The 26,658-nt window shown below is 54.4% G+C and carries 27 protein-coding genes; 14 read left to right on the forward strand and 13 right to left on the reverse strand.

Going from position 1 to position 26,658, the window contains the following annotated elements; genetic code table 11:
• Nucleotides 1-2: 2 nt before the first annotated feature.
• A complete protein-coding gene (locus ACWGKN_RS17480) occupies nucleotides 3-974 on the forward strand; it encodes a KpsF/GutQ family sugar-phosphate isomerase (RefSeq protein ID WP_035232616.1) in 972 nt (323 codons plus the stop codon).
• A gap of 37 nt (nucleotides 975-1,011) precedes the next feature.
• Here the strand turns inward: ACWGKN_RS17480 and ACWGKN_RS17485 are convergent, their stop codons facing one another.
• The 5 genes from ACWGKN_RS17485 to ACWGKN_RS17505 form a co-directional block, all read right to left on the reverse strand.
• Entirely contained in the window at nucleotides 1,012-3,525 is a 2,514-nt protein-coding gene (locus tag ACWGKN_RS17485; protein WP_452095701.1) for a ubiquitin-conjugating enzyme E2, read from the reverse strand.
• Between the two features lie 354 nt (nucleotides 3,526-3,879).
• Nucleotides 3,880-4,524 (reverse strand): HAD family hydrolase, encoded by a 645-nt coding sequence (locus tag ACWGKN_RS17490; RefSeq protein WP_424254735.1) that lies wholly within the window; start codon nucleotides 4,522-4,524, stop codon nucleotides 3,880-3,882.
• 31 nt (nucleotides 4,525-4,555) lie between these two features.
• Complete coding sequence (locus tag ACWGKN_RS17495; protein ID WP_452095702.1) at nucleotides 4,556-5,299, reverse strand: YkgJ family cysteine cluster protein; 744 nt, start codon at nucleotides 5,297-5,299, stop codon at nucleotides 4,556-4,558.
• 1 nt (nucleotide 5,300) lies between these two features.
• A complete protein-coding gene (locus ACWGKN_RS17500) occupies nucleotides 5,301-7,868 on the reverse strand; it encodes a protein translocase subunit SecDF (protein WP_035225788.1) in 2,568 nt (855 codons plus the stop codon).
• Nucleotides 7,853-8,362 carry a hypothetical protein gene (locus ACWGKN_RS17505; protein ID WP_452095703.1) on the reverse strand — a complete coding sequence of 170 codons (510 nt, stop codon included), beginning with the start codon at nucleotides 8,360-8,362 and terminating at the stop codon, nucleotides 7,853-7,855. Before ACWGKN_RS17505 ends, ACWGKN_RS17500 begins: the two co-directional genes overlap by 16 nt.
• 150 nt (nucleotides 8,363-8,512) lie before the next feature.
• Here ACWGKN_RS17505 and ACWGKN_RS17510 point away from each other — a divergent pair, with 150 nt between their 5' ends.
• From ACWGKN_RS17510 to ACWGKN_RS17520, 3 genes are all read left to right on the forward strand, one after another.
• Entirely contained in the window at nucleotides 8,513-9,535 is a 1,023-nt protein-coding gene (locus ACWGKN_RS17510; RefSeq protein ID WP_035225781.1) for a hypothetical protein, read from the forward strand.
• Nucleotides 9,532-10,128: an AAA family ATPase gene (locus tag ACWGKN_RS17515; RefSeq protein WP_424254738.1), complete on the forward strand. Its 597-nt coding sequence runs from the start codon at nucleotides 9,532-9,534 to the stop codon at nucleotides 10,126-10,128. Before ACWGKN_RS17510 ends, ACWGKN_RS17515 begins: the two co-directional genes overlap by 4 nt.
• 82 nt (nucleotides 10,129-10,210) lie before the next feature.
• Nucleotides 10,211-10,657, forward strand: a complete 447-nt coding sequence (locus tag ACWGKN_RS17520) for an NIL domain-containing protein (protein ID WP_035225775.1) — start codon at nucleotides 10,211-10,213, stop codon at nucleotides 10,655-10,657.
• 93 nt (nucleotides 10,658-10,750) lie between these two features.
• On the opposite strand, the gene ACWGKN_RS17525 is transcribed toward ACWGKN_RS17520, so the two are convergent.
• The 3 genes from ACWGKN_RS17525 to trxA all read right to left on the reverse strand — a co-directional run bounded on the left by ACWGKN_RS17525 (nucleotide 10,751) and on the right by trxA (nucleotide 12,926).
• Nucleotides 10,751-11,572 carry an outer membrane protein assembly factor BamD gene (locus tag ACWGKN_RS17525; protein ID WP_052159569.1) on the reverse strand — a complete coding sequence of 274 codons (822 nt, stop codon included), beginning with the start codon at nucleotides 11,570-11,572 and terminating at the stop codon, nucleotides 10,751-10,753.
• Nucleotides 11,573-11,584: 12 nt separating this feature from the next.
• Complete coding sequence (gene trxB, locus ACWGKN_RS17530) at nucleotides 11,585-12,520, reverse strand: thioredoxin-disulfide reductase (RefSeq protein ID WP_035225770.1); 936 nt, start codon at nucleotides 12,518-12,520, stop codon at nucleotides 11,585-11,587.
• Between the two features lie 79 nt (nucleotides 12,521-12,599).
• Nucleotides 12,600-12,926 carry a thioredoxin gene (gene trxA / locus ACWGKN_RS17535; protein ID WP_035225767.1) on the reverse strand — a complete coding sequence of 109 codons (327 nt, stop codon included), beginning with the start codon at nucleotides 12,924-12,926 and terminating at the stop codon, nucleotides 12,600-12,602.
• 342 nt (nucleotides 12,927-13,268) lie between these two features.
• Between trxA and hemL the strand changes: the two genes are divergently transcribed.
• The 7 genes from hemL (at nucleotide 13,269) to rimO (ending at nucleotide 18,597) form a co-directional block, all read left to right on the forward strand.
• On the forward strand, nucleotides 13,269-14,561 hold the full coding sequence (hemL, locus tag ACWGKN_RS17540; protein ID WP_424254744.1) for a glutamate-1-semialdehyde 2,1-aminomutase: 1,293 nt from the start codon (nucleotides 13,269-13,271) through the stop codon (nucleotides 14,559-14,561).
• An 87-nt stretch (nucleotides 14,562-14,648) separates the two neighbouring features.
• Nucleotides 14,649-14,879, forward strand: coding sequence for an AtpZ/AtpI family protein (locus tag ACWGKN_RS17545; RefSeq protein WP_035225761.1), 231 nt, complete (start codon nucleotides 14,649-14,651; stop codon nucleotides 14,877-14,879).
• Nucleotides 14,880-14,916: 37 nt separating this feature from the next.
• Nucleotides 14,917-15,321, forward strand: coding sequence for an ATP synthase subunit I (locus ACWGKN_RS17550; RefSeq protein ID WP_424254746.1), 405 nt, complete (start codon nucleotides 14,917-14,919; stop codon nucleotides 15,319-15,321).
• Nucleotides 15,322-15,330: 9 nt separating this feature from the next.
• Nucleotides 15,331-16,053 (forward strand): F0F1 ATP synthase subunit A, encoded by a 723-nt coding sequence (gene atpB, locus ACWGKN_RS17555; RefSeq protein WP_035225756.1) that lies wholly within the window; start codon nucleotides 15,331-15,333, stop codon nucleotides 16,051-16,053.
• An 83-nt stretch (nucleotides 16,054-16,136) separates the two neighbouring features.
• Nucleotides 16,137-16,388 (forward strand): ATP synthase F0 subunit C, encoded by a 252-nt coding sequence (gene atpE, locus ACWGKN_RS17560; RefSeq protein WP_035225754.1) that lies wholly within the window; start codon nucleotides 16,137-16,139, stop codon nucleotides 16,386-16,388.
• Nucleotides 16,389-16,493: 105 nt separating this feature from the next.
• Nucleotides 16,494-17,228, forward strand: a complete 735-nt coding sequence (locus ACWGKN_RS17565; protein ID WP_052159568.1) for a phosphorylase family protein — start codon at nucleotides 16,494-16,496, stop codon at nucleotides 17,226-17,228.
• A 1-nt stretch (nucleotide 17,229) separates the two neighbouring features.
• Nucleotides 17,230-18,597 carry a 30S ribosomal protein S12 methylthiotransferase RimO gene (rimO, locus tag ACWGKN_RS17570; RefSeq protein WP_035225752.1) on the forward strand — a complete coding sequence of 456 codons (1,368 nt, stop codon included), beginning with the start codon at nucleotides 17,230-17,232 and terminating at the stop codon, nucleotides 18,595-18,597.
• A 41-nt stretch (nucleotides 18,598-18,638) separates the two neighbouring features.
• On the opposite strand, the gene ACWGKN_RS17575 is transcribed toward rimO, so the two are convergent.
• From ACWGKN_RS17575 to ACWGKN_RS17595, 5 genes are all read right to left on the reverse strand, one after another.
• The gene (locus ACWGKN_RS17575) at nucleotides 18,639-18,923 is read right to left on the reverse strand and encodes an HU family DNA-binding protein (protein WP_035225750.1); all 285 of its coding nucleotides are present in this window, start codon (nucleotides 18,921-18,923) and stop codon (nucleotides 18,639-18,641) included.
• 223 nt (nucleotides 18,924-19,146) lie between these two features.
• On the reverse strand, nucleotides 19,147-19,893 hold the full coding sequence (locus ACWGKN_RS17580) for a pseudouridine synthase (RefSeq protein ID WP_424254752.1): 747 nt from the start codon (nucleotides 19,891-19,893) through the stop codon (nucleotides 19,147-19,149).
• Nucleotides 19,884-21,662, reverse strand: coding sequence for a UbiD family decarboxylase (locus tag ACWGKN_RS17585; RefSeq protein ID WP_035225748.1), 1,779 nt, complete (start codon nucleotides 21,660-21,662; stop codon nucleotides 19,884-19,886). The genes ACWGKN_RS17580 and ACWGKN_RS17585 overlap by 10 nt, the downstream gene beginning before the upstream one ends.
• Before the next feature lie 3 nt (nucleotides 21,663-21,665).
• The gene (locus ACWGKN_RS17590) at nucleotides 21,666-21,926 is read right to left on the reverse strand and encodes a hypothetical protein (protein ID WP_035225747.1); all 261 of its coding nucleotides are present in this window, start codon (nucleotides 21,924-21,926) and stop codon (nucleotides 21,666-21,668) included.
• A gap of 12 nt (nucleotides 21,927-21,938) precedes the next feature.
• Nucleotides 21,939-22,343, reverse strand: coding sequence for a secondary thiamine-phosphate synthase enzyme YjbQ (locus tag ACWGKN_RS17595; protein WP_035225744.1), 405 nt, complete (start codon nucleotides 22,341-22,343; stop codon nucleotides 21,939-21,941).
• 504 nt (nucleotides 22,344-22,847) lie between these two features.
• Here ACWGKN_RS17595 and aroC point away from each other — a divergent pair.
• From aroC to gap, 3 genes are read left to right on the forward strand one after another with little or no spacing between them, the layout of a single operon-like run.
• Entirely contained in the window at nucleotides 22,848-23,918 is a 1,071-nt protein-coding gene (gene aroC / locus ACWGKN_RS17600; RefSeq protein WP_035225741.1) for a chorismate synthase, read from the forward strand.
• A 3-nt stretch (nucleotides 23,919-23,921) separates the two neighbouring features.
• Nucleotides 23,922-25,619: a glycogen synthase gene (locus tag ACWGKN_RS17605; protein WP_424254757.1), complete on the forward strand. Its 1,698-nt coding sequence runs from the start codon at nucleotides 23,922-23,924 to the stop codon at nucleotides 25,617-25,619.
• Complete coding sequence (gene gap, locus ACWGKN_RS17610; RefSeq protein WP_035225739.1) at nucleotides 25,616-26,620, forward strand: type I glyceraldehyde-3-phosphate dehydrogenase; 1,005 nt, start codon at nucleotides 25,616-25,618, stop codon at nucleotides 26,618-26,620. The genes ACWGKN_RS17605 and gap overlap by 4 nt, the downstream gene beginning before the upstream one ends.
• Nucleotides 26,621-26,658 lie beyond the last annotated feature (38 nt).

The following is a 26,658-nucleotide window of genomic DNA, read 5'->3' on the forward strand; positions in this document are numbered from 1 at the left end:
TAATGTCGATTGAAGAGGCCCGGAAAGTTTTTACCATTGAAGTACAAGGACTTACAGCAGTACGTGATAAAATCGATCAGGAATTTCTTCGTGCTGTTGATCTCATAATGGAATGTCCAACCCGAATGATTATAACCGGGATTGGAAAGTCAGGCATCATTGGTCAGAAAATAGCGGCAACTTTGAATAGTACCGGAACTCCATCCTTTTTTCTTCATCCGGTTGAGGCCATGCATGGCGACCTGGGGATGGTTACCTCTACAGATGTTATATTGGCAATATCGTATTCAGGAGAGACCATCGAATTAAACGCGCTCCTCAGCAGCATGAAAAAACGCGGAAACAAGATCATCGCAATGACTGGAGGGAAAAATTCACTGCTTGCCCTGGCTGCTGATGTCGTACTGGATATAGCGGTGCCGAAGGAAGCTTGTCCCCTTGGGCTGGCTCCAACCGCGAGTACTACGGCAACTCTCGCCATGGGAGATGCTTTATCCGTGGTGCTTCTCAACAGGAAAAAATTCCAGGCCGAAGATTTTAGATTCAACCACCCCGGTGGAAGTCTTGGAGAACGTTTGAAGGTCCGGGTATCTCAGGTTATGCTTACAGGGCGAGATATACCTGTAATAACGCAAGAATTTACTGCAGCAGAGGCAGTTCGGATTCTGAACGAGAAGAACCTGGGTGCGGTCCTGGTTGTCGATCTGTCTGATCATGTTGTCGGCATCGTGACGGATGGAGATGTTCGCAGGTACGTACTGGGAGATGTCGGTCTATCTGATGTCGGGGTGTGTGGATTGATGACTGCCAACCCCATCTGCATCGAATCTGACATGCAGGCTGCAGATGCCTTGTCCATCATGCAGCGTCATGAAATTACAGTACTGCCGATAATCGATAGCGAACGGAAACTGGTTGGGATCCTTCACCTTCACAATCTTCTCGGAAAGGGAGAGTTTCGTTTCCTGGTATAGGACTGGACAGGGAGCAATCATCCACTGAATAGCGGTCTTATTCGTCCGTATTACTGTGGAATGCCCATGTTCCGGTGGTTTTTTTAAAACTGTAATACATTATCAGGTTTAAGGGTTTTCCTTTGCCATTTTCCGTGCATCGCATTTTAAACACCAGTTTGTCGTCTTCCTCCTTGATAAAGGTGATGACAGGCGATATGAGTGATTCGGGAGGCGCAGCAGAATAGTTTTCGGCAAAGATAGCCTGAAAATGATCTTCGAGATAGGAGATCTTATCGCTGATAACCTGTGCCTTCAGGGTGGTGTCGATAGTTGCACTTATTTTTCGACGAATCGCCTCAAATTCTTTTTCAGATTTCAGCGGGCTGCTATCGATGTACATGGCAATCTGTTGAAGATCCTTTCTCGCTTCGGTGTATCTTTTTTCTGCAATAAGTTTTTCCACTTTCTGCTGATCCCGGATAATTGAAGCCTGAAGCATGATCCTCGACAATTTACGCAGGTTCCTGTCAGCATCTTCCTGATTCAGTAATCCTGGATTATCCATCAGGATCTTACTGGCACGCGCAAATTTTTTGATCGCCTCGTCCCATTCATTGTTTGCAAAGGCAGCCTTTCCTTCCTTGATTGTGGTATAGAGTTCGGCCCTGACGATATCAATCTGGATTGAATTGAGAGTGGATCTCTCCGATTGGTCGAGTTTGCCTCCAAGGCTGATAGCTTCCTGAAAAGATGTGAAGGCTCCAGTCCAATCGGAGGAGGCAAACAACTCGTCGCCCTGCTGTTTGAGGAGTTGGAAGGTGCTCCTGTTGAGCTGTGGCTGCAGGGAAGCCATGAATTCCTTCCGTTCTTCAGGAGGGAGTGGCTGTAGATGAACTAACGCGTCATTGAAATGATCAATCGCCTTCTGCCACTCCTTTTTCGTCATTGTATCATTTCCCTTCTCTATGGAAAGATGGGTTTGGGAACGATGAAGTTTCGACTTGAGCTCACCCAGGACTGACGGGTCAATTTTTTGTTCTTTTTCAAGGGCGAGTATTCCATTTTTATACACCTCAATGGCTTTTTCCCAGTCCGCGCCGGAAGCCAGCCGATCACCTTCCTTGATGTTTTTCTGGGTGTTTATTAGGGAATCAGCCAATGATCGGGGAAGGTATGTGCCGTTAACCAGGATATTGCCCACCAACCCCTGTCGCAGATCTTCAGAGTTGAGAAGAGCATCAATCTTTCCGATCAGCTCAGTGCCTTCTTGCTTTTTAATGATCGTGATGTCCTGTGCCAGTTTGAGTGCGGCACTGCAGTCCTGGGATGCCTCCTTGAATCGCCTGGTATTCAATTGGGCTGTACACTCGGAATATAATTGCTCAGCCCGATTGTATCGGCCGGTATCGGAGAAGTAGACATAGGCGGGAGGTGCGGTGATGATCATCAATCCGGCAAAAATCGCGACAGGCATGAAATTGATTCGCGATAGCTGCAATCGGTTGGGTTTGGACTCACTGCGATCTGTTGGTGGAGCGTCGCCGGAATGGCGCTTTTGCTTCTTCGTGCCGCTTTTGCTGGTGTGCGAGGCTGGTTCTTGAGGGTGAGTATCTTCCTTCCCCTGAACCCAGTCACCGAGAAGATCCTTGGCTTGCCCGGTGCGACGAATATCTTCCTCGATTTTGGGAAAATCGCTTACCAGTTCCTCGACGGCAGTGTATTTCTCAAGGGCCTTTGCCGGAAATCCACGGTGTTCGAATTCCTCGCCTTCTCTGTGGATTTGACGGGCTTCATGGATGGATGTGTTCATCCGATCCACCAATTCTTCTATCCCATCCAGCGTCATGTGCCCAGTGAAATTTTTCAGGATATTCCGTAGTTGATAGAACCGTTTCTGCCCAGACAGGAGCCAGATGGTTTCCATATCAACTTCTGGATCTGGTTTCTGTGCAAGGTTGGCAGCCGCATTGTCGGACTGGGTCTTTGCTGACAGGTCGGTGCGGACAAGACCGATTTCGGAGAGGCCGGGATGGCAGGCTGCATCTTCAAGCATATCGATTTCAATCGGTTCGGCTGGGGATTCGCGCGGAAGCGAAGCATCGGTGTTGGCAGCCGAATGGCCTTCGAGTCTGGCAAAGGGGAGTCTGTCGGCATGGTCACGGTACCATGCTGCGGCTTCCCGGTTAAACGAATTCTCGATTGAAAACAGTTCTCCGTTTATCATTCTGCTTATGAAAACGATGAGATCTGGAATGGAGCGACCGTTGATCCAAAACTCTCCGAGACTTATGGCTGCCGGATCAAAATCAGGATGGAAGATTGGAGTGAGGGGTCTGCAGTGAGGAGGAAAGTGAGGAAAGCCAAATGGGATTGAAATGGATACGACGTGACGTGAAGAGTGCTGGAGACGACCGCTGTCATCCTTGCAGATGCCTTGAATGGAATAGGTTACCTCGTACTGGTCAGGGGGACTGCCGTTGACGGGTCGGACGGCGATGAACGGATGGTTGGAAAAATGTGTCTCGATTTCTTCATAAATCACAACCAACAGCTGTGTTTCAGCACCCATGGCGGCCGGTTCCCCAGAAGAATTGAATGCGGTAAGGCAAATTTGCCCAGGCAGTATATCAACTTCCTTGCATAACACAAAAAAAAACGGATCGATTCCAGCATGAGGTGGAATCTCCGCTCATCGATGTGATCATTCTGCTCGAGTCGGCGATGAACGATGCTTCATGGACGTAAGGAGGCGGAACGAAATATAGATTGCCCCTGCTGTCGAATCACATTTGGGCGAAGTGATCTCTCGTGAATGATCTCAATGTGGTAGAACCGGATTGCACCGGTCAGTCGCACCTGAAGGCAGAAGGAGAGGAGATAATATTTCGGTAAGGGACGGATCGGTTAAAATTAGAGGCTGGAATCAGGCGTCTTTCACCTGGTGATGTCCAGTAAACGGTGACAGGGTAAGGATTTCCATGAATCCATTTACATGGTAGGCCGCATCCAGCGACCGATTCTTGAAGGCGATAAAGGGGACGGAGCAGGAGCCTGCGTGTAACTGGTCAATGGTTGAGTCGCCAATATAAATCGATTCGTCTGGTCTGCAATCATAGTGAGAGAGAATTTCCAGCAGTGCATCCGGGGCAGGTTTGGGACGTTTCGCATTTTGCGCCGTCATAACCTTGCCGAAATAATGTCGTAGCTCGAATTTCTGCAGCAGGGGCTCAATCGTGTTGGTGCGGTTTGTCGATATCGCCAGGTGATAGTGAGGATGGACGGTATCGAGGAAGGTTATCAGGTCCCTCTCTACCTGAAGCATTTGCAGAAAAGGACCATAATCGCATGTCAACCTGAAGCGGTCGACTTCTTGCAGATCCAATTCAGGATAGTGGCGAAATATGTAGGCGATAGCGTCCATCGTGCTGTGAATATGGGCAAAATCACACTCTTCTTCGGTCATCGGCGGTTTGCCGAAGTGGCGCAGAAGGTGATTGTAAAATTGCCGGTTCGATTCCCTGGAATCGAAGAGGACGCCGTCGCAGTCGAATACAATGAGTTTGAGCATGGGTTGCAAAATCGAAAAGAGGACAGGGAGATCAGACAAAGAGCCGCTGTCTCAGCCATTCGATGGCAAAGAGCAGCAGTTCCTCGTCGTTTTTGGAAATAACTTTCTGCACGGCGATTGGCGTCATATCCGGAATCACCCCGCCGCTGATTTCTATCCGCAAGCGATCGAGATCATATAAGAAGAGCAGAAACAGTTGCCGTTCTTCAGGTTGCAGGATTTTTCCACTGCGAACTTGAGGGTGTTTCAAAATCGACGCGACCTTGTCGTTGAATCGGTTGTATTCGAGAAGGCCCTGATCGAGGCAGTAGCATTCAGCCGTCTGGGTTACCTGCTCAAGAAAACCGTGGCAGTGTGGTTCCTGGATCAGGATGTAATGTTCTTCGGTGTCCCCCGAGGCGCCGTGCTTCGATGCCCGACCGAGCGGGTAAACGCGGCAGGCCCCCGGCCGATCCCGGTAGACGGTGCAGCCGGCCGCGGTGACAAACGCGCAGCTCGCCCTCCCGTCATCCACCATCGTCAGGTACAGCCTGGGAAACGTCTCGTCTTCCGAATCCTCAATAATCACGTAGTGCTCTAAAAAATCGCTGGAACTGAGTCCGGTCGCGCGCCGCAGGCGCAGGACGTCGTACGGGGTCAGGGCCAGTTCCAGCAGGCGACAGCATTCAGTGAAACAATCCAGGCCGCTGTGGCAGGAAAAGGTGAACGGCGTATTCCTGTCCAGTGGCCGGGTGTTGGCCGGCAGGTGGGCGAGATCGGCCTGGCTCAGTCCCATCTCAGATCTTCCTTTCCTGAAAGAGGGTCAGGATGGGACTGGCGACAAAGACAGAAGAATAGGTGCCGATCAGGATGCCGATTATCAACACCAGCGAGAAATCATGGATGACCGACCCCCCCATGAAGAAGAGGGACAACAGGACCAGAAGTGTTGTCGACCCTGTCACGACGGTCCGGCTCAACACTTCGTTGACGCTGAGGTTTATGGTCTCATATAAAGATTTCTCTTGATATTTATGAATATTTTCACGGATACGGTCAAACACGACGACCGAGTCGTTGATCGAGTAGCCGGCGAGAGTCAATAGCGCGGTCACTAACAGCAGGTTCATCTCAATATTCAGCAGCCAGCAGATGCCGATGACGCAGAAGACGTCGTGCAGCGTGGCGAGCATGCCGGCCAGGCCGAACCGGAGGTCAAAGCGGATGGCCAGGTAGAAGACAATCCCGCACAAGGAAAGGGTGATCGCCAGCAGGGCCTTGTTGCGCAGGGTGGAACTGACCGAGGAACCGATCTCGGACTGGCTTTCGAGGGCGAAATTTCTCCCGGGCAGATCCTTGTTGAGGATAGTGGTAATGCTGTCGCTGATTCCGGAGAGGACCTCTTCGCTTTTCTTGACCTTGACGATCAACCGCGATTCGTTCTCCACTTCCTGCAGATCAACCCCCTCCAGATTGTTGTCGGCGAACACCTTGCGGACCTCCGCCAGCTCAAAGGGCTTGTCGGCCTGGTAATTGAGCAGCGACCCGCCGGCAAAATCGACCCCGAGATTGGCGTTGCCGAGGGCGATCTGAATCAGGGCAATAATGCCGATAAGGGAGGTGACCCCGGAGATGATGAATGAAATTTTTTTGATCCGCAGGTAGTCATAATTGGGTTTTTCGATAAAGTTCAGATAGACGATTTGTTTGATCGGGCGTAAGCGATTGAGGATGTTGAACATCATCTCCGAGCAGGTAAGGGCGGTATAGAGATTGAAGAGAATGCCGAGGGTGAGGGTAATGGCGAACCCTTTGATGGGGCCGGTGCCGAACATGAACAGGACGACGGCGGTGATCAGGGTGGTGACCTGGGAGTCCATGATGGAAAAAAAGGCCTTGTCGAAACCGCCTTCAATGCTCGACCGTACAGTTTTTCCGATCGCCAACTCCTCTCGCATACGCTCGAATATCAGAACATTGGAGTCGACGGCCATACCGATCGAAAGCACGATGCCGGCGATGCCGGGAAGGGTGAGGGTGGCATTGAGGATGGCGAGGCCGGAGAACAGAAAAAGGATGTTAAGGAATAAGGCGGCGTTGGCTATGGCGCCGGATGTCCGGTAATAAATAAGCATGAACCCGACGACGAGAATCGTCCCAAAGACACCGGAGACCAGACCCTTGTTGATCGAATCCTGGCCGAGACTGGCCCCGACGGTCAGGTTCTGGATGATGTTGACCGGGGCGGGCAGGGCGCCGACACGGAGAACGATGGCCAGATCGGCGGCCTCCTCATGGGTGAAGCTGCCGGAGATCTGGGCCGAGCCGCCGAGGATCCGCTCACGGATGACCGGGGCGGAGCGGACGTTGTTGTCGAGGACGATGGCCATGCGCCGGCCGACATTTTTTTCGGTGAGCTGGCCGAACAGTTTGCCGCCTCTGCCGGTCATGTCCAGACTGACGTATGGTTCGTTGAAGCTGCCGCCGATACGGACCTGAGCATCCTTGACCATATCACCGGTCATCAGCACCTTGTTCTCCAGCAGGATGGGGCTCAAGGTCTCGACCCTCGTCTTGGGATCGACCTTTTTCTCAAAGTGGATCGATGTATCGCTGGGCAACCTGTTCTGCAGGGCTCGGGTGAGCTTTTTCTGATCCTCGCCATCCTTCCATTGTCCGGAGGTTTTTGCCTGGTCGATCAGTTCCGCCAGGTTCAGGCCGGCCGGTTCGGCAACCAGTTTGAATTCAAGTTGAGCCGTGTCGCCAAGCAGTTTCATGGCCCGTTTCGGATCGCGGACGCCCGGCAGCTGAATGACGATTTCATCGGTGCCCTGGCGGATGATGACTGGTTCGGCGACCCCGAATTGATCGATACGGTTCCTTATTATTTCAAGGGATTGGTCGACTGAATGGGTCTTGATATAGTCTTTTTTCTCGTTGCTCAAGGTAATGATGATACGAGGAAAGCTGCCCTCCTGTGTTTCAATTTTGGTATCAATATCGGGGAAATCGTCCGCAATCAGCTTCTGCACCTGCTCGACGCTACCGGTATTGGGGAGGGTGAAAACGATGGAACCAGCCGCAGGGGATGGAGTCTGGATGGCACTGATCGACTGCTCCGCCAGTGTATCCTTGAGGTCGTTGGCCGCCAGTTCCAGAGAGTTCTCCTCCGCCTTCTGCAGATCGACCTTCAGCACCAGGTGCATGCCGCCCTGCAGGTCGAGGCCGAGCCGCAATCCCTCCGGGGCCATGTACTTTTTCCACCAGTCCGGGGTCGCCGAGTAAAAGGAGGGAACAATCGTGACGACGGCGAGGGCGACGAGAAAGATCAGCAGGCCCAGTTTGAGTTTCAGTGATGTTTGCATGGATATCCCGAAGTTTGCGTAACCGTTGTGCTACAGGTTGCCAGATATGTTTGTAAAGCGGTGAATTCCTTTTTCAGAACCTGAGGATTATACCCCAACGCATGAATCTTGCAAGGTCCTGCGAGGTATCTGCTCGAAAATGAGACCGAATCTACCGATTTGACCGACGCGGAATCCGGTTGTTCATGGGGAAGGGGACGGTTCTGGTCGAGAGTGATCGCATGGGCCATGCAGGCGGCACTGAAACCGTTGTTGATATTGACCACCGCCAACCCAGGAGCACGGCTGTTGAGCATGCCCGGGAGCGCGGCGATACCGACGTCGTAGATTCTGGCGATGGGATTGTCCAGACTTTGAGCGGCTACGGCGGTCTCCTCTGTTATTGGCCTATCTGAGCTTCCCGCACAGACGACGGCAATAGTCCCGGCCTGATGACTACTGCCGGTTTTTATTTCTCGTGCGCTGAGGATATCAGCCGGTTGGTGATACATCATAGCGGGAAATGAGCATGTTCTGGAGCCGAGGGAAAGGATATGCCGAGACTTACGCCATGGTCAATTTCATGGTATCATTGACCTATGATTGCATCAGATCGATGGTTCGCCGAATCAATGGTCAAGTCGGTGGCAGGAGCGTATGATGAGATGAATCCGGAAAGATTGCCGGAATACATTCAGTTTCTCATGAATGCCGATGTGTATCCGCATCCGGTCGATGAAGTTCGGCTGCTCCAGACCCACATTTCTTTTGTTGTCCTTGCCGGCCCCTTCGTCTACAAATGGAAAAAACCGGTCGATTTCGGGTTTCTCAATTTTTCGACGCTCGCTCGCAGGCGCTATTACTGCGGGCAGGAACTGCTGCTCAATCGCCGCCTCTGTCCGGATAACGTTTATCTCGATCTGGTGGGGCTGACGTGTGACGACGGCGTATATGGCCTTGGAGGCCGAGGCCGGAAGGTGGAATATGGGGTGAAGATGGCCAGGCTTCCGGAAGAGCGGATGATGAATCGGCTGATCCGGAAAGGTGAGGTCGATGGTCACGATATTGACAGGATCGTGACCCGACTGGTGCCGTTTTATGAACGGAGTGAGAGTTCATCGAAGGTGACGGGTTTCGGCAGTGTCAGGGAGGTCGGCCGCAGCGTCATGGAGAATTTCAAACAGACCGCGCCGTATATTGGGCAAACAGGGCTTGATAGAGAGCGCTTCGACCGGATACGCGATTTCGCCGCCGGGTTCCTTGCCCATCGTCGCCTCTTTGAACGAAGGATGGCGGAGGGGAGGATACGTGACTGTCATGGCGATCTGCACACGGCGAACATCTGTCTCGCCGACGAGGTGATCATCTTCGACTGCATCGAGTTCAGCCGCCGCCTTCGCTGCACCGATATCGCCGCTGACGTGGCCTTTCTGGCGATGGACCTCGATCTCCATGGCTTGCACAATCTCTCCGAGTATTTTATACAACGGTTCATGGAGGCATCGGGGGATCCGGGACTCTTGTCCATGCTCGGGTTCTACAAATGCTATCGTGCCTATGTGCGTGGCAAGATCAATCTGTTGACCGCCGTTGATCCCGGGGTGAACCCACGCACGGCCGGTGAATGCAGGGAGCGGGCCGGGAGTTGTTTCGCCCTGGCCGAGTCCTATGCCGGGAGGTCATCTTGAATCCCGGGACGAGGAAAACAGGCTATGTGTTTTTCGGCATGGTGGCCACGGGGAAAAGTTACCTGGCCAAGGCCTGGGCTGAACGGCTGGGGGGGCTCTATCTCAACTCCGATGTTGTCCGTAAGGAACTGGCGGGGCTGGAACCGCGGGGCCGGAGCCGGGACTCCTTTAACGAGGGCATGTATACCCCCAATTTCACCCGTCGCACCTATGACGAACTGCTGCGTCGCGCTCAGGTATACCTCTCTGGAGACAGCCACGCCTGTGTTGTCCTGGATGCCTCATATCAGTCGCAGCAGGAGCGCAATCGTCTCCGGCAGGGACTTGCTGGGCAATGCCGACTGTTCTTTATCCACTGCACCTGCCCTGAATCGACGGTGAAAAAAAGACTGGCCGAGAGGGAGATTGACCCCGATGCGGTTTCCGATGGCCGGTGGGAAATTTATCAGCACCAGAAGGAGCGTTTCATGCCTCCCGACGAACTGGAATCCGGTCAATTGGTGAGCATTGATACCGACAGGTCGCTGGCAGTGTTGCTGTCTGTGTTGGAGCAGGCGGTGCAGGAGAAGGTGAATGGGGCTCATGCCGCATAGCCGACATGGTGATCGGTGCGATGCAGGAGCGAAGATAAATACTAAGCGGTCTCATCAGTCAGGGACCAATGAAGGACGCCACGTGTTTACTCAGATTTACGTATTGCGGTTTCCAAAAGAGACAAGCGACCGGCCTTTTATTTATCAACTGGTTAAGGAATATGATATCGAATTCAATATTCTCAAGGCCGATATCCTTCTGCAGAGAGAAGGGGTCATGATCCTCGAACTGAAGGGGAACAGCAAGCACAATGTCAATGCCGGCCTCGAGTACTTGAAAGGGTTGGGCGTCCAGGTCGAGCGACTGGCTGCACGGATCCATCGAGATGATGAGAAATGTTTCCAATGCGGCGCGTGTACCGGAGTCTGCCCTGTTGGCGCGCTCTCGATCAAGCGGCCATCGATGGAGGTGCAATTCGATCCGCAGAAGTGCACCGGCTGCAGCCTCTGCGTGACGGTGTGCCCGGTGCGGGCGATGGCGGTGTCGCTCGCTGAGGAATGGGTCGTGCCGGAGGAACTTATCGTTTGATCGATAACGGTTTGCCCAACTGAAAACGAAAACGCCGATGAAATCCTTTCATCGGCGTTTCGGATATCCAAGTACGGCGGTGATGGTTTGCAATCAGTCCTTCGCGGCCTGATTTTCCGGAGCCTCTTCCTCCGAAGAAGATGAGAATTTTGCCCAGTCCGGAAGGGCAACTTTGGGCAGCCAGGAAGAAAGGGTCTGTTTCGGGGGATTGCCGGCCTGAATCTGGGCCAGGAGTTCCTTGGCCCGAGGAGCTATCTCGGCATCGGGGTAGGTGGCCAGGATATACTTCAATCTCGTTTCAGCCTCGCTTAACTTATTTCTCCTGATATAGAAATCAACCACAAAGAATTCATGGTTGGCGATGAATTGACGGGCTGCTTTGATCCGTGCCTTGGCCTCGGAGGTGTAAGGTGAATTCGGGTAGGCCCGTATCAGTTGGCTGAAGAGTTGGACGGATTTCTCCGCCCCCGAGACGTCACGGTCGATTCGGTCGATCTGCTTGTAGTTGCACATGGCCTTCTGGTAAATGACGTACGGCATTGCCTCGTTGGTCGGGTGCTTCTCCTCAAATGCCTCGTACAGGACCAGGGCCTCGGCATAATGCTCGAGGAAATAATTGCAGTCGGCAGCCTTGAGTTCGGCCAGCGTGGCCTCCGGCGCAAATGGATAACGGTCAAGGATTTCCTGAAAATACTCAAGGGCGGTAAAGTATTTCCCGACTGCATAGTCGTCCATCCCCTTGGTCACCAGATTCTGGACGGGAAGCGTGGCTGCGTCCTCGGCTCCTCCGGTGAAGGTCAGCATGTCCTTCATCTTTGCGCAACCGGCGACATTCAGCAGGAGAATGAGGATACAGAATCTGATGGATATCGATCTACAGCAGGTTTTGATTGAAATGGGGTTTGAGTTGTGCATTGTTCTCCGGTGTTAGCGTTTAAGGCTTTGCAGGTAGGCCTCAGCAGCAAGCACGGCGGTCGCTCCTTCTCCTGCCGCATTGACGATCTGGCGAACTGCCTTGCTGCGGATGTCGCCAGCGGCCATGACTCCATCGACCGCGGTGCAGGTTTCGGCATCGGTTGGGATGAAACCCCATTTGTCGGCCTGCAGCAGGTCGAGAGGCAGGCATGCGTTGTTGGGGGTAACGCCGATGAGGACAAATACGCCTTCGACATCGAGAGTCGATGCCCTCCCGCTGTTGTCGACAAGATGAAGCCGCTCCACCCCCTTTTTCCCTTCGATGGAGGTTACTCGACTGTTCCAGATGAAATCGATTCTGTTATTGGCGAAGGCTATCTCCTGGACAATCTTGGTCGCCCGTAATTGATCCCGGCGATGGATGACGGTCACTCTGCTGGCAAATTTGGTCAGGTACTCGGCTTCCTGGATCGCGGTATTGCCGCCGCCGATGACCGCCACATGCATGTTCCTGTAGAATGGCGCATCGCAGGTGCCGCAGTAGGAGACCCCTTTGCCACGGAGTTCGTGCTCGCCCGGGATGTCGAGGGTGTTCGCCCTGGCACCGGTACAGATGATGAGGGAGTGGCAACTGATCATCGAGCCGTTATCGAGGGTCAGGTGTTTGTGTGCAGGATCACTCAGGTCGACGTGTTCCACTTCCGCGGTGAGGATATTCAGGTCGAAACGACGGGCATGGGCGGACATCTTTTCAACCAGATCGAAACCGGAAATTCCGTCGGGAAAGCCTGGATAGTTATCGACCCAGTCCGTAAGGAGCACCTGCCCGCCAGGGGCTCCTTTTTCGACCATGACATGATCGAGTCGTGCCCTCGCTGCATAGAGTCCGGCAGATAGACCGGCCGGCCCTCCGCCGAGGATAACGAGGTCGAAATGATTTTTCTGCATGAAGTAAAGATATTCGATGAGGAGGATGGCGCTGCCTGCAGAGGGGATGCCCCTGGATGGCAGACAGCGCGGAGCAGGATCAGAGGGCTTTCTTGATCAGGTCGATGAGCTGGCCCTTGCCGACAGCACCGGTTATCTGGTCGACCACTTCTCCTCTTTTGAACAGGATGAGGGTCGGAATCGCTCTGATTCCATACTTTCCGGGAGTCACTGGATTTTCGTCTACATTCATCTTGGCGATTGTCACCTTGCCGGCATATTCCTCTGCCAGTTCTTCGACCACAGGTCCGATCGCCTTGCAGGGACCGCACCAGGGAGCCCAGAAATCTACCAGCGACGGCTGTTCTGAACCGATCATTGCACTGAAATCCGCATCATTAATCTGCTGGACCTTATCATTTGCCATTGCGTGTTTCTCCTCTCGTTCGGAATTGGATCATTGAGCCGTGATCTTGCTGGATTGGCTTGCAGCCGAAGAAATGTGAATTCAGTTTACCTGTTGGATATTTCGCTGACAAGCAAAAATATTGGCGCGAAGACCGGCCCATCGGCACAGGAAATCCTTCAAATGATGGAATTATCACCGTGGATCAAGACGGTTCCTGTTTGACAGTTCTTCAGGCTGCGTGCTATATTTCATGCCGCTCGGCCTGCGGTAAACGGATGTGCAGGCGGCTACCACTCACCACAATAATGGCTGATTTGCAGCCGTCAACACCCTGACCTGGGTTTCATGATAAGAGGGTATATGAAAAGAACAGTTTCCGATGAAATGTTTGAAGCGGCCCGACGGGTCATCCCCGGGGGGGTAAACAGTCCAGTCAGGGCCTGTCGATCGGTCGGCTGCGATCCATTATTCATCAAACGAGGCCGGGGGCCTGTGCTGATCGACGTTGACGGTAACGAGTACATTGATTTCGTCGGTTCCTGGGGGCCGATGATTCTAGGGCATGCACATCCGTCCGTCATAGCCGCAATTCAGGCGGCAGCGGTCGATGGCACCAGTTTTGGGGCACCGACACCGACAGAGGTGGATCTGGCCTCGATGGTGGTCGAGGCGGTTCCGTCGATCGAGAAGGTGCGATTCGTCAACTCGGGTACTGAGGCGACGATGAGCGCGGTGCGCCTGGCCCGAGGGTATACCGGGCGGAACATCGTGATCAAGTTTGATGGATGCTATCACGGCCACGCCGATTCGTTTCTGGTCAAGGCCGGATCGGGACTCCTGACGCTCGGGATTCCCGGCAGCCCGGGGGTTCCTGACGATATTGTCAAGAATACCCTGTCAGTCCCCTACAACAACTTGGAAAGTCTGGAAAATACATTAAAACGGAAGGCCTCGGAGATCGCCTGCGTCATCGTCGAACCGGTCGCCGGCAATATGGGGTGCGTCCCCCCGGCTCCCGGATTCCTCGAAGGTATCCGTCAGCTGACGAAAGAATTGAATATTCTCCTCATCTTTGATGAAGTCATTACCGGTTTTCGTCTGGCCTATGGCGGAGCTCAGGAACGATTCGGGATCACCCCCGATCTGACCTGTCTGGGCAAGATTATCGGCGGTGGATTGCCGGTCGGGGCCTATGGCGGTAAGGCGGAGATCATGGATTGTGTCGCCCCGGATGGACCGGTGTACCAGGCCGGGACACTTTCCGGGAATCCACTGGCGATGGCGGCAGGAATTGCGATGTTGAGAGAACTGCAGCGGCCTGGCGTGTATGCGGAACTGGAACGCAGGTCGGCGCGATTTGCGGAGATGTTGAACGGTATCGGTCGGGAGACCGGGATTGCGGCGAAGTTCAACCGGGTCGGCTCGATGTTGACCGTGTTTTTCGCCGACGATCCGGTAAACGACTTCGACTCGGCGATGCGATCGGATACCGGGAGATATGGTCAACACTATCGTCAGATGCTGGCCAAGGGGATATATCTCGCGCCATCGCAGTTCGAGACGGCCTTCGTGTCCATGGCCCATACGGAAAAAGATCTCGATACAGCGGCAAAAATGACTGAATGGTCATTCAAGAAATTGCTCGAAAAGTGAAAAACCGATTGACTTTGGCATAGAGGCGTGATACCAGAACCTGTTATATCAGGACCGAAAATCGCGCCCCTGAAAGTGGAGAAATGGATGTCGGATTTGAAGAATGAATGGATCCACTTGCTGGCGAATTATGGTCATGTCGGGTTTACATTTGTTGCCGCGATCTTTGTCGGTCTGGGCGGTGGGATTCTCCTCGACCAGAAGGTGTTCGACGGCCGGACGGCGCCATGGTTCACATTTATCGGTCTGGCGTTCGGCATTGCCGCCGGTTTCAAAAACCTGTTGGACATAGTTTGGCGTCATCAGGACAAAAAGTAGTGATTGACCGGAAGGCGATAGAGTGACGGATGACTTGATGTCCCTGCCGAAGTTGCAGGTCATGAGCTGGGTGTATCTGGCAATTCTGACACTCGGTGCGTTGGTTTTTCATTCCGTTTTCTTCTCCTGGTCGGTGTTTGTCGGAGGCGTCATATCGATACTGAGCTTCTGGGTATCACATAACGATGTAATCAGATTTTTCGGATCACTGACTGCAACGGCACCGATTCCCGAGAAAGAAAAGATCAAAAGGAGCCGGATCGGCTATATTATCAAATTCTGGGTCCGGATTGTAATTATAGGTATTGTCCTGCTTGTCCTGATTAAGTATAAGAAGGTCAATATCTTTGGATTGATATTGGGGTTGTCAACGGTAGTGTTTACGGTTACGATTACCGCGGTAAGTGTGGCCTGGCGCTATTTCTTCAGTGGGAGGAGGTAAGAGGGGATTATGGAACATCCGATACTATTTATTTCGATCATCCTTGAGAAACTTGGGCTTCCAGTACCGCACGGACCTGTGGGGCATACCATTCTCGAGCAATTATGCGCTCCATACATGACCTATACGTGGCTGGTCATGGCCTTTCTCTTCATTGTCTCGAAGCTCACCCTGGGGAATCTCGAGATGATTCCCGGCAAGGGCCAGAATTTCTGGGAGATTGTTATCGGAGGGATGGACGAGTTCTTTGCCGACAACATGGGACGTGAAATGACGGATAAGTTCTTCCCGATGATCGCGACTTTCGGTCTTTACATTGCCGTCGCCAATCTGATCGGTCTCATCCCGGGGTTCATGTCCCCGACCGCCAGTATCAATACAACGCTGGCCCTGACGATCATCGTGTGGGTTACCCATCATATCATCGGCTTCAGTACCCATGGCATCGGTTATTACAAACATTTCATCGGTCCCATGTGGTGGCTTATTCCACTGATGCTGCCAATAGAGCTGATCAGTAACTTCGCCCGTCTGCTCTCCCTCTCCATCCGTCTTTTCGGAAACATCATGGCGAAGGAAACACTGCTGGGAATTCTCTTCATGCTCGCCGGCGCATTTTTCGCTCCATTGCCCATCATGATTCTCGGTGTTCTGGTCTCCCTCGTCCAGGCAATGGTATTTGTCCTGCTGACCGTGGTGTATTTTGGCCAGGCGAAGGAACATGCCCATTGATGAGGCGGGATGCGGTTGCGATTGTAGAACGTATGCTTTTTAGGAAGAAGGCCAAACATATATAATTTTTAAAGGAGAAAAAAATGGAAGGTAACATTCAGTTGGCGTTGATCTGTATCGGTGCAGCCCTCTCTATCGGCCTTGCCGGTCTTGGTGCCGGTATCGGTATCGGTTCGGTTGGTCAGGGTGCGACCATGGGGTTGGCAAGGAACCCCGAAGTACAGCCGAAGTTGATGGTGTTCATGATCCTTGGTATGGCTCTTGCCGAGTCGATTGCGATTTACGGACTGGTTATTTCCCTGATTCTTCTGTATGCAAATCCGCTGCTTGGATAAGCTGAAGACCAGTTGTTGAAAACAGGTTGGATGAAAAGGGTCGCAGAGAAATCTGCGGCCCTTTTCGTGTTTATATACAAAGTATGTTGAAACGATTGCCGGCAGATGAAAAGTAGCGACGACGATGCGATCATCATCCCGAGACGGGGCAAACATGAGAATCTCCTGCCGCGCACCGGGATAATTCTCGTCAATCCGAAGGAGGCTGCTCTCGGCCACTCCCTGGTTGTCGAACGGGGTGGCGAGATAAGGGGATTCCCCCATTCAAAGCTCTCCGTCAATGCCGGTCGGAACTGTGTTGCAGGGCCTGCCGTTGGTTCACCGATTGCGGCCATGGTTGTAGAAAAATTGATTGCCCTCGGGGTCGATCGTATTTTCATGCTCAGTTGGTGTGGTGCGCTTTCACCGGATCTGAAAATAGGTGATGTCGTGATTGGCGGGAACCCGTTGTCGGGAGAGGGGACCTCGCACTATTACCGGACTGGAGTTGCGGCTGCTCCCTCGCCCAGGCTCTCGAACATGTTGTTGCAATGGGCGTCCGACAAAGGTCTCGAACCGGTGTCAGGCAGAATCTGGTCGACTGATGCACCGTACCGGGAGAGCCGGACCTTGCTGCAGAAACTTCAGCGAGAGGAAAACGTTATCGGTGTCGATATGGAATACTCCGCCATTTGTTCGGTCTGCACCTTCAGATCGATCGAATTCGCCGCTCTATTCCTGGTCTCGGACGAATTGCTGGGAGAAAAGTGGAAGCCTGGTTTTAAGGATCCGCATTTTCAGAAAATCAACAAAAGACTGACACAGTCGTTTGTTTCAGAAGATATATTTGCCGAGGAGTAACATGCAACGAACAGTGTATATGGTGAGCCTCGGCTGTGCCAAGAATCTCGTTGATTCGGAGATCATCCTTGGCGCCTTGGTTCAGGCGGGGTGGAAGATCGTCGAGGACGCATCTGTCGCGCAGGTACTGCTGATCAACACCTGTGGCTTCGTCCAGTCTGCCGTGGAAGAAGCGGTCGAAGAAACTCTGCAGTTGGCGATGGTGAAGAAGGAATTCCCCGACAAAAAACTGGTGGTGGTCGGGTGCCTGGTACAGCGGTATAAAGACCAGCTGCTGTCCGAACTCCCGGAGGTTGATTTTTTTATCGGCACCGAGGGTGGGAAGGATATGGCAGGATACCTCGAGGCACTGTTCCACGGTCGCCCCACGCCCCGGATCGACATCCCGGTGCAGCATGTCACCAACAGTACACAGCCACGCATTCTGACGACTCCTCATTTTCGTTCTTCGTTAAAGATAACAGAAGGGTGCAACAACAGGTGCGCCTATTGCATGATTCCGGCAATCCGCGGCCGGCTCAGAAGCCGGGGCATGGCCGATCTCGTTCATGAAGCGCTCATGTTGCAGGAAAAGGGAGTGCAAGAACTGTCGCTGATTGCCCAGGATCTCACAGCCTATGGCACCGAACGGGATAAAAAGGAAAATTTGCGCTCCTTGCTGGAACAACTGTTGGCGGCTACAACAATCCCATGGTTGAGATTGATGTATCTGTATCCTTCCGGGGTGGATGACGACCTGCTTGATATCATGGCCGATGAGCCCAGAATTGTGCCATACCTTGACATACCGATCCAGCATGCGAGCACGCGGGTTCTCGCGGCCATGAATCGGCGGTACTCGAGGGAAGATTTGTACCGCCTTGTTCAGAAGATCCGTCTCCGTCTGCCGGCGATTGCTTTACGAACCACGCTTCTTGTCGGCTTCCCGGGGGAGACGGAGGCGGATGTCCTCCTCCTGGAACAGTTTCTCCGTGATCTGCGATTCGATCACGTGGGTATATTTGCCTATTCCAACGAGGAGGGGTGCGCATCGGAGCATTTCCCAGACCAGTGCTCGGAACAGGAAAAGGATGCGCGGCGCAGGCATCTGTTGAGTATCCAGGCAGATATATCCGCGCAGGTGCAGCAGAAATACATGGGTCGTATGGAACCTGTCCTGATAGAAGGGCTCAGCGGCGAATCTGATCTGCTACTGGAGGGAAGGACTCGATTTCAGGCACCGGATGTCGACGGTTGTGTCTATATCGTCGATGGCGAGGCAAACCCCGGTGATATAGTTCAGGTACATATCACCGAGGCCCATGTGTATGATCTTGTTGGAGAGATTGTTGAAACGGATATCGCAGGGGGCAATGTGCGAGCAAGTTGAAAACCGCGGCCAACAGGAATGTGCTGCCCGAGTCCCTGCCGTCACTTCTTGTTCGAGTTGACCTGCTCTCTCAGGTCCTTGCCGACTTTGAAAAAAGGCAATTTTTTGGGTTTGACCTTGATCTTTTTTCCGGTCTTGGGATTCCGTCCTTCGTAGGAATCATATTTCTTGATGACAAAGCTTCCGAATCCCCGTATCTCGATGCTCTCACCCTTGGCCAGTGCCTCCGTCATAGTGTTGATGATGGTGTTGGTGATCGCGGCGGCCTCGCGATGAGGTATATTGATTTCCTGCGCCAGGGCTTCGATGAGTTCTGATTTGTTCATACCTTTCTCCTGTTTTCCGGAAGTCCTAATGTGCCCCCGAACATGGGGAGCACTGAAAAAGGCTGTTTTTCAGTGCGGCGGTCAACGAAAAAGCCAAATAAAGTTCACTTGTTAATTGTCGATAAACAGAAGTTGAAATATTTATTGAGTATAATCAGTTAAATATAGCAGGTATGTTTGAATAATTCACCATACTCCCGTCTAACTGTTTAGATTTAATCAGCTATTTTTTAGTTTGTAAAGGGAATTCTAAAAAAATCTTTTCCAGATCTCCGGAGTCGAGCAGCTTGAATTTTCCTGTAGGCAAGCGGTGCAAGCGTAGACATCCATAGGCAATTCGCTTCAGATGCAGGACCGGGTGAGCGACGGCTTCGAACATTTTTCTCACCTGGCGTTTTCTGCCCTCATGGATGGTGATCTGGATCAATGTGGCGTGTTTTATTTTTTTTAAAACTATCAGGTTGGCCGGCGAAGTGACTTTCCCTTCAAGAAAGATGCCTTTTTCCAGTTGTGCAAGTTGTTCTTTCGATGGATGGCCGGCAACAAGGGCTTCGTAGGTCTTGGTGACCTCATGACTTGGATGCTGCACCTTCTGCGCAAATTCTCCATCGTTTGTCAGGATGAGCGCTCCTTCGGTATCGAGGTCGAGTCTGCCGACAGGGAACACCCGTTCAAAAATTCCCGTCAGGAGAGAGGTCACAATCGGCCTGCCCTGGGGATCGGACAGGGTGGTTACATACCCCTTGGGTTTGTTGAGGAGTACGTAGATCAGCCTGTTCCGTGGGGAGAGGGTCTGGCCGTCGCATTTGATGATGTTTTTGCCGGGGATGATCTTATATCCCATATCGGTGACAATGGCCCCATCCACCTCAACCCGTCCCGCTTTGATCATCTCCTCAGCCTTCCGACGTGAGGCGATGCCGCACTGTGACAGGTATTTCTGCAGTCGTATTGGATCGTTCATCGCCATGTATGCGGAATCATCCTGATAAACTTTGAATCAACAAGTTTTTTCGTTGCCTCGTCCACTTCGAGAATGTCGGTGTACCAGGGCTTCATTCGGCAGTCGACGACGACAGGCGGTTGCAGACCGACATGGAAACGGTTCGCGGTGACGGCTGAGGCATGGATGTCGGCGGCGGGTTCGAAACGGGTGAAGAAGGTCCAGAGAAATTCCAGCATCGAACAGGTGGCCTTGTCGGAGTCGTCGACGACGAGAACAAAAGGCCAGTCGCGCAGGTCGGCCCACCCGGCAACCGTGGCGGCAAGGGATGGATCGGTGGCGTAGGCGTTTCCCTCAAGGACCAGCGTTCCCGGCAGATACACCTTCGGTTTCGAACACCCCGGTGGGAGATTGCCGGAAAATGACCGCGGAAGGTCGCGGCATTTTTCCTTGCCCAGTCCCATCAGCATCGCCTTGGAACCCTTGTTGACCGATGGGCCGGTATAGTCGAGGGTGTCCTGGGAAACGTTGGCAAAGATGAAGAGATCCTGGTCCCAGCGTACGCGTTCGATGACATGAGGCCAGAGTATCGAAAAATCGGTGATGTCGATGTCTCCGTCCGTGACAATGAGGAACTTTGTCAGGGAGAGCTGTCCCTCCCCAAGTACCCTGAGGCCGCTGGCAAAGGCCTCGCGCGGATAGCGGTCGGTGACGCGGGCGGCGGCGAGACAGTGGAAGCCGGTCTCGCCGAACGTTTTCAACTCCCGCACTCCTTTCATGACCAGGGGAAAAAGCGGGGAAAGCAGATCCTGGAGGAAGTCGCCAATGAAAAAATCTTCCTGCCGTGGCCTGCCGACAACGGTGGCCGGGTAGATTGCCTTGTTCCGGTGATAGATATGGCTGATCTTGAAGACGGGATAGTCATGCTGCAGTGAATTGTAGCCGTAGTGGTCGCCGAACGGACCTTCAGGCCTTCGTACATGCGGCGGCACCATACCCTTGATGGCGAATTCGACATGGGATACCAGGTCATGGCCGCCGCGCGGGTCCCTGGTCATCTGTAGCTTCGACCCCAGGAGCAGGGACGTCAGGATCAGTTCGGGAACATCCTCAGGCAGGGGCGCAATCGCCGAGAGGATAAGGGCCGGCGGGCCGCCGACATAGAGTGTCAGTGGCAGGGGTTGGTTCAATTTCTCCGCTTCGAAATAATGATACCCGCCTCCTTTGTGGATCTGCCAGTGGATCCCCGTCGTCTGGTCGTCATGGCGCTGGATGCGGTACATGCCGAGGTTGTGGCCGCGTCCGCCGGGATGTTCGGTGTAGACGAGCGGGAGCGTGACGAATGGGCCCGCATCCGAATGCCAGGATGTGAGGAGCGGCAGGCTGCTCAGGCGGGGCGGTGTCTGGCAGTTTTCGAGAATCGGGCCGGTCGTTGAGGTCTTGAGTCCGATCCTGAGTCCTTCGAGAAGGAGATTCCGACGTTGCCAGATATTGCCGATCGAAAGCGGCATGATCGATTCGGCAAGGTCGACAATCCCCTGGACGAAATGCTGTGGTCGCCGGCCAAAGGCTAGTTCCAGTCTTTTCGCCGTTCCGAAGAGGTTGGTCGTGACTGGAAACTGCGAGTTCCTGACCTTCGTGAAGAGGAGCGCGGGGCCTCCTTTGGCGATGACCCGGCGGTGAATTTCGGCGATTTCCAGATGAGGGTCGACTTCTTCCTCGATGACGAGAAGCTCGTTCTCCCGCTGCAGGAGGTCGAGAAAGCTGCGAAGGTCGATAAGCGTATGCCCGGCCACTGTCTACTCCTCGCTCTCATCGTGGTGATGGGAATCGTCGTGCAGGAAATGATGATGGTATTCGGATTTGGAGATATGCTTTCGCAACAGGCCGGTGAACATATCGACAAACTGCTCGATTTCGCCGCTGTCGAGGCGTGAAGCAAGGATGTCGGCGAATTCCCTGGTGCCGGCCAGTTGCAGAAAACAGGAAAAAGAGCGGCGATCGAGATCAAGATCGAGACCGAAACAGATCTGGGACGGTGATAGTGCGCTGTTGTCCATGATATATTCTTGTCAGAGGGTGGTGGCGAGGCGCCAGAGGATGTGACGATTGCGGGGGCCGTCGAATTCACAGAAAAAGACCCGCTGCCATTGGCCGAGAACAAGCCGGTCGTCCTCGACCAGGAGGGTGAGGGAAGAACCGATCAACGAGGCCATGAGGTGAGCGGGAGAGTTGCCCTCCGCGTGTTTGAACGGTAAGTGCAGGGGAATGAATGCCGACAGGCCGGCAATGATGTCCTCCCGAACCGCCGGATCCGCCCCTTCGTTGATGGTGAGTCCGGCGGTGGTGTGGGGATTGTAGAGATGGATGAGCCCCGTGCCGACCGCGGCAGGCGTCAGTAATGATTTTATATCGTCAGTAATATCGATCAGTTCCATGTTACGTTTGGAGGAGACTGACAGTTGACCGCTCTTCATGTATGCCCCGGAGGTAGTGGTTCAGGCTGGACTCTTCAGAAAAGAGCGAGATCAGTCTCCGAACCCGCAAAACGAAAGGATGAATGGCCGGTTGATAGAATGCGGGTTACAATCGCCATTGTGATGATGATTTCCAATAATCCTCAATATATGCTTTTTCATCTTCACAGTCAACGTCCCAACCCTGGAATAGAGGATCGAATCGCTGACCGTTAAATTCGTTGTGGATCATCAAATAGATACTTGATATTCTTGTCTCTTGGCTTGACAGAGCATGGCATCAGCATAGAATAGGGAGAATGCGTTTGGAATGGATGAATCGATTTGTCTCATTGGGCTCAGGGCGGCAGGGAAAACCAGCGTCGGCCAAGAGTTGGCGGAACGGGAGCCGTTTTACCGTAAGGCAGCGCATCTGAGCGTAGATACCAACAGGTAGGGCCGGGCGGAGTTCGTCTCAATGATCATTGGGGCATACCGCCGGCGACAAGGCGAAGGAGTGGCGTGATGGCAGGGAATACATTCGGGCGGGTCTTCCGGGTCACGACCTGGGGCGAATCCCATGGTACGGCGATAGGAGCGGTCATCGATGGCTGTCCTCCCGGCATCGCCCTCGATCTCGAAAGAATCCAGGGGGAGATGGCGAGAAGACGGCCCGGGCAGGGCGGGGCCTCGAGCCCGCGGAAGGAACCGGATACAATCGAGATCCTGTCCGGCGTGTTCACCCCTGCCGGGGAGGGGGGGCCCAGGACGACCGGGACGCCGATTTCGCTGATCGTTTTCAACAAGGATGCTCATTCGACGTCGTATGACGACCTTCGGGATGTCTTCCGTCCCGGCCATGGCGACTTTACCTACCAGGCGAAATACGGGATCCGGGACCACCGCGGCGGCGGGCGGGCCTCGGCGCGGGAGACGGCCGCCCGGGTGGCCGCCGGGGCGGTTGCCGCCCAGATCCTGCAGCACCATGGGATCGAGGTGGTCGCCTGTACCATCGCCCTCGGCGGCATCCGCATCTCGCGTCGCGAAATGGCCGCCATCCATGACAATCTCTATTGCTGCCCGGACCCGGAAGCGGCAGAACGTATGGACCGGCGGGTCAGGGAGGTTCGCGGCCAGGGGGACACCGTCGGCGGCATCGTCGAGATCCGGGCTAACTGCCCTCCCGGTCTCGGCGAGCCGGTGTTCGACAAGCTCGAGGCGGACCTGGCCCACGGGTTGATGTCGATCGGGGCCGTCAAGGGAGTCGAGTTCGGCGCCGGTTTCGCCGCCGCTGATTTGCTGGGATCTGAAAACAATGATAGTATCAAGACAACAGGTTTTGCGAGTAACAATGCCGGGGGGGTGCTCGCCGGCATCTCGAGTGGCCAGGAACTGGTGATCCGGGTGGCGGTGAAGCCGATCCCCTCCATCGCCAAGGCGCAGGCGACGATCAACCGCGCCGGAGAGGCAGTCACCATCAAGGTCGGAGGGAGACATGACATTTCAGCGATCCCCCGGATCATTCCGGTATGCGAGGCCATGGTCCGGCTGACGCTGATCGACCACCTCCTCCGCCAACGTTGCGCAGGTCGTTGAGAAATGATGCGAAACAACATACAGGCGCAGACCATCCGTAAGATCTGGATGCTGACCCGGGAATATGGCGAAATCGCCGGTGCCGGAGGCGTCAAGGACGTCAGCAAGCAGCTGGCCGAATGTTTCGCCTCAGTGGGGGGCTGCGATGTCCGGGTGGTGCTGCCCCTGTACGGGTTTATCGATCCGGCGAAATTCGATTGCCGACTGCTGCAGGACAACCTCGCCCGGCGCCCGCTCCTGTTCACCGTGGATATGAACTATGCCGGACAGGAACGGCGGGAGGATGTTCGGATCTGGACCTGCCGGCTGGGTGGGGTGACGGTGTATCTGCCGGAATCGGACCGATTCCGGGAGAAGATGGATGTGTACACCTATACCCCCCGGGAAGAGGCCGTTGAGAGTTGGAAACAGGCCGGGAAGGGGCATATCGACTATTTCGCGATGAACATCCTGCTGCAGAAAGGGGCGCTTGAACTGATGATGCTGCTCGATGAACACCCCGACGTCATCCACTGCCATGATGGTCATACGGCGCTCGTCCCGGCGCTGATCAATGAATGCCCGGGGCTCAGGAGCTATTTTCGCCGGACCGGTTGTCTGGTGACCGTACACAACGCCGGGATCGGTTACCATCAGGAGGTGGCGGACCTGCCCTTTGCCCAGGCCATCACCGGTCTGCCGCGACACTTCATCGAGTCGAACTGTCTGGCTGCGGCCTTCGATCCATTTCTTGCCGCCAGCCGCTATGCCCTGCTCAATACCGTCAGTGAGAATTATGCCCGGGAACTCCAGGAAACGGATGATGATCGTATCACCGGCTGGCTCGGCCATCTGCTTGCCGATCGCGGGGTGGTCATCGAAGGGGTCACCAACGGCATCGATCCGGCGGATTTCAACCCGTCGGACCCGCAGAGGGCCGGTATCGCCGCGGCCTTCGACCCGGCCGACCCAGGCGATGCGCTCGCCGGGAAAAAGCGGTGCAAGGCCGCCCTCCTCGAAGCGGTGGGCCGGAAATCGCCGGTGGCTGGTCTCGAAATCATCGGCACCTTGGAAAACAACAGCGATATCCCCCTCTTTACGTTTATCGGCCGTCTCAGCGAGCAGAAGGGGATCGATATCCTCAGTGCCGCGCTGGTCGGTTTTCTGCGGCGCCATCCCCAGTGCCAGATGCTCTTTCTCGGCAGCGGTGATCGGCTTGAGGAAGAAAAACTGCGATTGCTGGTCGAGACGAAGGGGCTGGCCGGCAGGGTCTGCTTTTTCCGCGGCTTCAGCCCATTGGGCGCCAATCAGGTCTACGCGGCGGGAGATTTCTTCGTCATCCCCTCGCGCTATGAACCCTGCGGGCTCACCGATTACATCGCCCAGCTGTTCGGCAATATCCCGATCGTGCATCATGTCGGGGGGTTGGTCAAGGTCGTCGACGGCCAGACCGGCATCGCCTACCGTGGCGGGGTGGCCGACCTGCAGGAGGCCCTCGAACGGGCCATCGTCTTGTTCGGCAAGCCGCAGCGGCTGCGCCAGATGCAGCGAGATGCCGTGCTGCGGATCCAGGAACGGCATACCTGGGCCCAGGTCATGAAGGCCTATCTGCGACTCTACGAAAAGGCCCGGCTGCAGCGATGGATGAGCGCATCCGTATCAGGGACTGACATTCCGGACTCGACCCCGGTAATCACATTGGATAACAGGAGACAGAAATGACTATACGGATCGGAATCAACGGCTTCGGCCGCATCGGTAGAAACATTTTTCGGGCCATCAGCAAAGATGCGGCCTTTGCCGAAGTCGAAGTCATGGCCATCAATGACCTGACCGACAACGCCACCCTGGCCCACCTGTTGAAGTATGATTCGGTGATGGGGACGTATGAAAAGGAGGTGGCCGCCGACGACAACGGCATCATCGTCGACGGCCGCCATATCGCCGTCACCAGCCATCGCAATCCCGCCGATATCGCCTGGGGGGATGCCGAGGTGGAGTATGTTGCCGAATGCACGGGGTTCTTCGTTGACCAGGACTCGGTTCAGGCCCATCTGGATGCCGGCGCGAGCAAGGTGATCATCTCCGCCCCGGCGAAAGGAGGAGTCAAGACCTTTGTGATGGGCGTCAATGAAGACGAATACGATACGACCGTCCACCATATCGTTTCCAATGCCTCCTGCACCACCAATTGCCTGGCCCCGGTGGCCAAGGTCATCCTCGACAACTTCGGCATTCAGAGGGGTCTGATGACCACCGTCCACGCCTATACCGGCGACCAGCGGCTCCTCGATTTCCCGCACTCCGACCTGCGCCGGGCGCGGGCGGCTGCCCTGTCGATGATCCCGACCAAGACCGGGGCGGCGGCCGCGGTGTCCCTCGTCATCCCGGAACTCAAGGGAAAATTTGATGGCCTGGCCATCCGGGTGCCGACCCCGACGGTGTCCATTGTCGACGTGGTTATGGAGGTCGAGAGAGAGACGACGGTGAACGAGGTCAACCAGGCCCTCCGCGAGGCAGCCAACCGGTATCTCGGCTATACCGATCTGCCGCTGGTCTCCATCGACTACAAGGGCGACAGCCATTCGTCGACAGTCGATGGCAAGTGCACCAAGGTCATCGGCAAGATGGTCAAGGTAATGAGCTGGTATGACAACGAATGGGGATATTCCAATCGGATGCTTGATCTGATCCTCCATATGGAGGCGAACAAGCTGCTGTAGTTCCGGACCCCCCCGGCAGTATAGCAGGCTCCTTTGGG

It is taken from the genome of Desulfoprunum sp. (assembly GCF_053613775.1).